This is a genomic window from Actinotalea sp., assembly GCF_041597215.1.
Classification (GTDB): Bacteria; Actinomycetota; Actinomycetes; order Actinomycetales; family Cellulomonadaceae; genus Actinotalea.
Genome location: NZ_JBFHHB010000193.1, coordinates 1 through 5,998 on the forward strand (window position 1 = coordinate 1; position 5,998 = coordinate 5,998).

The window sequence follows — 5,998 nt, forward strand, 5'->3', positions numbered from 1 at the left end:
CCCTTCTCGATGTCTGTGCGCGGACCGCTCAGCCGCCGCGCTTGGCCCGCAGCGCCGCCAGCGCCTCGTCGAGGATGGCCTGGCCGTCCTCGTCGGAGCGACGCTCCTTCACGTAGGCGAGGTGCGTCTTGTAGGGCTCGTTGCGCGTCGGCGAGGGAGGGTTCTCCTTGTCCTGGCCGGCGGGGAACCCGCAGCGGGGACAGTCCCAGGTCTCGGGGACCTCGGTGTTCGCGTCCTCCGCGAAGGACGGCCTGGTCTCGTGGCCGTGGGCGCACCAGTAGGACACCCACACCCGGGGCGCGGAGTCCCCGCGCTCGGCCTCGCCCATCGGGCCGGCACCGACACGTGATCCGCGAATAGCGCTTCCGCTCGCCATGACCGTCTCCTTCTCAGCCGCTGACGCGCTGGATCAGGCCGAGCAGGACGACCACGGCCGTCCACAGCAGCACGAGGCCGATGGTGATCCGGTTGAGGTTCCGCTCGGCGACTCCGGAGCTCCCGGCCCCGCTGGAGATGCCGCCTCCGAACATGTCGGAGAGTCCGCCGCCCTTGCCCTTGTGCAGCAGCACCAGGACGATCACGAGAAAGCTCGTGATGATGAGCAGGATCTGCAAGACGAGCTGCAACGCTTCCACGAGCTGATACGTCCCTCGTTCGACACCGGGGGCGCGAACCGCGCCCCCGTAAGGATAGGTGACCGAGCCGTGATCGGACGAACCCGGTGAACCGGGGCCCCGCCGGATCACTCCGACGGGGCCTCGGGAACCACCTCAGATCACAGACCGACCTGGTGGGACTGGTAGCGCGCGATCTTCGCGAACTCCTCCGGGTCGAGGCTCGCGCCACCGACGAGCGCCCCGTCGACATCAGGCTTCGCCATGATCGACGCGACGTTGCCGGACTTCACCGAGCCGCCGTACAGCACGCGGACGCCGGCAGCGAGCTCGGCCGAGTACAGCTCGGCGAGCTTGGTGCGGATCGCCTCGCAGACCTCCTGCGCGTCCTCGGGGGTCGCGACCTCACCGGTGCCGATGGCCCAGACGGGCTCGTACGCGATGACGACCTTCGCGGCCAGCTCGGCCGGCAGGCCCGCGAGCCCGCCCTCGACCTGCGCGAGCGTGTAGGGCACCTGCTCGCCCGCCTTGCGGATGTCCAGCCCCTCACCGACGCACAGGATCGGCGTCAGGCCCTGGCTGAAGGCCGACTGCACCTTGGCGGCGCACAGGGCGTCGTCCTCGCCGTGGTACTGGCGACGCTCCGAGTGGCCGACCGCCACGTAGGTCACGCCGAGCTTGGCGAGCATGACCGGCGAGATCTCGCCGGTGTACGCGCCCTCGAGGTGAGCGGACACGTCCTGCGCGCCGTAGCTCAGCTCGAGCTTGTCGGCGTCGACCAGGGTCTGGACCGACCGGAGGTCGGTGAAGGGGACCAGGACGGAGACCTCGACCGCGGAGTAGTCGTGCTTCGCGTCCTTCAGGCTCCAGGCGAGCTTCTGCACGGTGTGCGTGGCCTGCTGGTGGTCCAGGTTCATCTTCCAGTTGCCCGCCATCAGCGGGGTACGGCTCGTCATGGCTCAGTCCTCCAGAACTGCGATGCCGGGAAGGGTCTTGCCCTCGAGCAGCTCGAGGCTCGCGCCACCGCCGGTCGAGATGTGGCCGAAGCCGGCCTCGTCGAAGCCGAGTCGGCGGACGGCAGCGGCGGAGTCGCCACCGCCGACGATCGAGAAGCCATCGGTGTCGACCAGGGCCTGGGCAACCGCGCGGGTGCCGTCGGCGAAGGCCGGGAACTCGAAGACACCCATCGGGCCGTTCCAGGCGATGGTCTTCGCGCTGAGGATGGCCTCGCGGAAGAGCTCGCCGGAGCGGGGGCCGATGTCCAGGCCCATCTTGTCGGCCGGGATCGCCGAGGCGTCGACGGTCACGAACGGGGAGTCGGCGGCGAAGGTGTCCGCGGCGACGATGTCGACCGGGAGGATGATCTCGACACCGGACTCGGCGGCCTTGGCGAGGTAGCCCTTGACCGTCTCGACCTGGTCCTCCTCGAGCAGCGAGGAGCCGACCTCGTGGCCCTGGGCCTTGAGGAAGGTGAAGACCATGCCGCCGCCGATGAGCAGCTTGTCCGCCTTGGTCAGCAGGTTCGCGATGACGCCCAGCTTGTCGGAGACCTTCGAGCCACCGAGCACGACGACGTAGGGACGCTCCGGGTCCTCGACGGCCTTGCGCAGGGCCGAGACCTCGCCGAGCACCAGGGTGCCCGCAGCGTGGGGAAGGCGGAGCGCGATGTCGTAGACGGACGCCTGCTTGCGGTGCACGACGCCGAAGCCGTCGGACACGAAGGCGTCGGCCATGGCGGCCAGCTCGTCGGCGAGCTCGCCGCGGACGGCGTCGTCCTTGGACGTCTCGCGGGCGTCGAAGCGGATGTTCTCGAGCAGGGCGACCTGACCGTCCTCGAGGGCAGCGACCGTTGCCTTGGCCGACTCGCCGACGACGTCCTTCGCCAGGGCGACGGGCGTGCCGAGCAGCTCGCCGAGGCGGGCCGCGACGGGGGCCAGGGAGTACTTGTCCTCCGGGGCGCCCTTGGGGCGGCCCAGGTGGGCGGTGACGATGACGCGAGCGCCGCCGTCGAGCAGGCGGGTCAGCGTCGGCAGGGCCGCGCGGATCCGGCCGTCGTCGGTGATGGTCGTGCCGTCGAGCGGAACGTTGAAGTCGGAGCGGACGAGCACGCGCTTGCCGCGCAGGTCGCCGAGGTCCTCGATGGTCTTCATGGCTGTCCTTCGGATGGTGTCAGGGGCGGACATGGCGACGTCCGCGCACCCGGACGACCCGTGGGTCACCGAGTACGCGGACGTCGGTCATGAGCAGTTGCTCGTACGGCCGAGGGTCAGAGACGCTCGCCCACGTACGAGGTCAGCGCGACGAGGCTGCTGGAGTAGCCCCACTCGTTGTCGTACCAGGCGACGACCTTGACCAGGTCCCCGCTGACCTTGGTCAGCTTGGAGTCGAAGATGCTCTGGTGCGGGTCGGTGACGATGTCGCTCGAGACGATGTCGTCCTCGACGTAGGACAGGACGCCCTTGAGGGGGCCGTCGGCGGCGGCCTTGACCGCAGCGTTGACCTCCTCGACCGTGACGGCACGCGAGGCCTTGAAGGTCAGGTCCGTGGCCGAGCCGGTGATCGTCGGCACGCGCATCGCGAAGCCGTCGAGCTTGCCCTTGAGCTCGGGGAGCACGAGGGCGACAGCCTTCGCGGCACCGGTCGAGGTGGGGACGATGTTCTGCGCGGCGGCGCGGGCGCGGCGGAGGTCCTTGTGGGGGCCGTCCTGGAGGTTCTGGTCACCCGTGTAGGCGTGGATCGTGGTCATCAGACCACTCTCGATGCCGATCGCGTCGTTGATCGCCTTGGCCATGGGGGCGAGGCAGTTCGTCGTGCAGGACGCGTTGGAGATGATGTTGTGCACGGCGGCGTCGTACTGGGTGTGGTTGACACCCATGACGAAGGTCGCGTCCTCGTTCTTCGCCGGAGCGGAGATGATGACCTTCTTGGCACCGGCGGTGATGTGCGCCTGGGCCTTGGTGGCGTCCGTGAAGAAGCCGGTCGACTCGATGACGATGTCGGCGCCGAGCTCGGCCCACGGGAGGTTGGCCGGGTCACGCTCGGCCAGCGCACGGATGTTCTTGCCGTCGACGATGATGTTGTCGTCGTCGTAGTCGACGCTCATCGGGAAGCGGCCCAGCACGGTGTCGTACTTGAGCAGGTGAGCGAGGGTCTTGTTGTCCGTGAGGTCGTTCACACCGACGATCTCGATGTCGGCGCCGGACGCGATGATGGCCCGGTAGAAGTTACGTCCGATGCGGCCGAAGCCGTTGATACCGACGCGGATGGTCACAGTGCCTCCTCGGAGCGCGCCGGTTCGCCGACACGCAGCTGGGTCATGAACGGTGTACGTACGGCGCTGTACGCCCCGGGCGCAGCCGCAGGAACTCGCGGGCTCCGGGTGAGACCTACGTTACACGTTGGACATCTCTTTGCAGCAGGACGTTCGTCCAGCGGGACCGGACGCGACCGTGCTGGTCAACGGGCGAATGCCCGCCTCCTCGTGCGGGCGCGCGGACGCGACCCCGGACGGCAGGCACGGGATCCCGGGCGTGTCACTCCCCCACGCAGCCGGGTCCGGCCGCAGCGCGCGCACCACCCTCAGACGTCGAGCAGGTCCGGGCTCAGGCCCGCCTCGGTGTCGGGGATCCCGAGCTCGACGGCCCGCTTGTCCGCCGTGGCGAGAAGCCGCCGGATCCGGCCGGCGACGGCGTCCTTGGTCAGCGGCGGGTCGGCCAGCTGGCCGAGCTCCTCGAGGGACGCCTCACGATGCTGGAGCCGGAGCTGGCCCGCCTCACGCAGGTGCTCGGGGAGGTCCTCGCCGAGGATCTCGAACGCCCGCTGCACGCGGGCACCGGCGGCGACCGCAGCGCGGGCCGAGCGCCGCAGGTTGGCGTCGTCGAAGTTGGCCAGCCGGTTCGCGGTCCCGCGGACCTCGCGGCGCATCCGCCGCTCCTCCCAGACCATCACCGCGTCGTGGGCGCCGAGCCGCGTGAGCATCGCCCCGATGGCGTCCCCGTCGCGGATGACCACCCGGTCCACCCCGCGCACCTCACGGGCCTTGGCGGCGATGCCGAGCCGACGTGCCGCCCCGACGAGCGCGAGCGCCGCCTCTGCGCCCGGGCAGGTCACCTCGAGGGCTGCCGAGCGGCCCGGCTCGGTCAGCGAGCCGTGGGCGAGGAAGGCACCGCGCCAGGCGGCCTCCGCCTCACCCACACCTGCCGAGACGACCTGCGGGGGCAGGCCGCGCACGGGCCGTCCGCGGTTGTCCAGGAGACCCGTCTGCCGGGCGAGGGACTCGCCGTCCTTGACGACCCGGACGACGTACCGGGTGCCCTTGCGCAGCCCGGACCCGGTCACCACGACGATGTCGCTCGAGTGCCCGTAGACCTCGGAGATGGCGAGCCGGAGACGACGCGCGACCACGGCGGTGTCGAGCTCTGCCTCGATGACGATCCGTCCCGCGATGATGTGCAGCCCGCCGGCGAACCGCAGCATCGCGGAGACCTCCGCCTTGCGCTGCGACGTCTTGTCGACGGTCAGTCGGGCGAGCTCGTCCTTCACCTGTGCCGTCAACGCCATGTCGTCATCCTGCCATCCCCCGTGTGCCCCCCAGGTCGCCCCAGGCGCCCTCGAAGGCGTCACGATATGCCGCCGCGAGGCGCAGTGCGTCATGCCGGGCCGTGCCGTCGCCCGCGTGGACCTGCCTCAGCACGAGCTGCGCGCCCATCGAGTCCGCCAGCGCGGAGAGCTCGTCGAGGTGCACGACGGCCGACGGGTCGGCGATCACCACGTCGACGTGCAGGTCCGGCGCGTGGGTCGCGAGGGCGTGCAGGTGCTGCAGGTTCGTCATGGCCGTCGGGTCGTCCGCCGGGCGGAGGTTCAACGTCACGCACCGATGGGCGGGGGTCGTGCGCAAGGACTCGTACAGCTCCGGGACCCGCACGTGCGGCAGCACGGAGGTGAACCAGGAGCCCGGACCGAGGATCACCCAGTCGGCCTGCTGGATGGCCTCGACCGCCTCGGGACAGGCGGGCGGCCGCTCGGGCTTCAACCGGATCGCCAGGACCTCGCCGCGGGCGCTCGCGACGGCCGACTGACCCTTGACGAGGGTCTCGATGCCGTCGAGGAGGATGTCGGCCTCGATCTCGAGGGGGCTCTGCGACATCGGCAGCACCCGCCCTCGCGCGCCGAGGAGCCGCCCCACCCAGTCGAGCCCGGCGACGGGATCACCGAGCAGCTCCCACAGGGCGACGATGAGCAGGTTGCCCACCGCGTGCTGGTCGAGCGGGCCCTGGGAGTGGAAACGGTGCTGGAGCACGTCGCGCCAGGTGTGACCCCAGTCGGTGTCGTCGCACAGGGCCGCGAGGGCCATCCTCAGGTCCCCTGGTGGGAGGACGTCGAGC

Annotated in this window: 7 protein-coding genes; all 7 read right to left on the reverse strand. The window is 70.5% G+C overall.

What is annotated here, in order from left to right; genetic code table 11:
• Positions 1-28: 28 nt before the first annotated feature.
• The gene (locus ABWK99_RS12415; RefSeq protein ID WP_372595016.1) at positions 29-376 is read right to left on the reverse strand and encodes an RNA polymerase-binding protein RbpA; all 348 of its coding nucleotides are present in this window, start codon (positions 374-376) and stop codon (positions 29-31) included.
• A 13-nt stretch (positions 377-389) separates the two neighbouring features.
• The gene (gene secG, locus ABWK99_RS12420) at positions 390-635 is read right to left on the reverse strand and encodes a preprotein translocase subunit SecG (RefSeq protein ID WP_372595017.1); all 246 of its coding nucleotides are present in this window, start codon (positions 633-635) and stop codon (positions 390-392) included.
• 140 nt (positions 636-775) lie between these two features.
• Positions 776-1,570 carry a triose-phosphate isomerase gene (gene tpiA / locus ABWK99_RS12425; RefSeq protein WP_372595018.1) on the reverse strand — a complete coding sequence of 265 codons (795 nt, stop codon included), beginning with the start codon at positions 1,568-1,570 and terminating at the stop codon, positions 776-778.
• 3 nt (positions 1,571-1,573) lie between these two features.
• A complete protein-coding gene (gene pgk / locus ABWK99_RS12430; protein WP_372595019.1) occupies positions 1,574-2,764 on the reverse strand; it encodes a phosphoglycerate kinase in 1,191 nt (396 codons plus the stop codon).
• Between the two features lie 116 nt (positions 2,765-2,880).
• Positions 2,881-3,885 (reverse strand): type I glyceraldehyde-3-phosphate dehydrogenase, encoded by a 1,005-nt coding sequence (gene gap / locus ABWK99_RS12435; protein WP_372595020.1) that lies wholly within the window; start codon positions 3,883-3,885, stop codon positions 2,881-2,883.
• 308 nt (positions 3,886-4,193) lie between these two features.
• On the reverse strand, positions 4,194-5,174 hold the full coding sequence (whiA, locus tag ABWK99_RS12440; RefSeq protein WP_372595021.1) for a DNA-binding protein WhiA: 981 nt from the start codon (positions 5,172-5,174) through the stop codon (positions 4,194-4,196).
• Between the two features lie 4 nt (positions 5,175-5,178).
• The coding region (locus ABWK99_RS12445) for a 2-phospho-L-lactate transferase CofD family protein (protein ID WP_372595022.1) at positions 5,179-5,998 on the reverse strand (820 nt) is incomplete at its 5' end.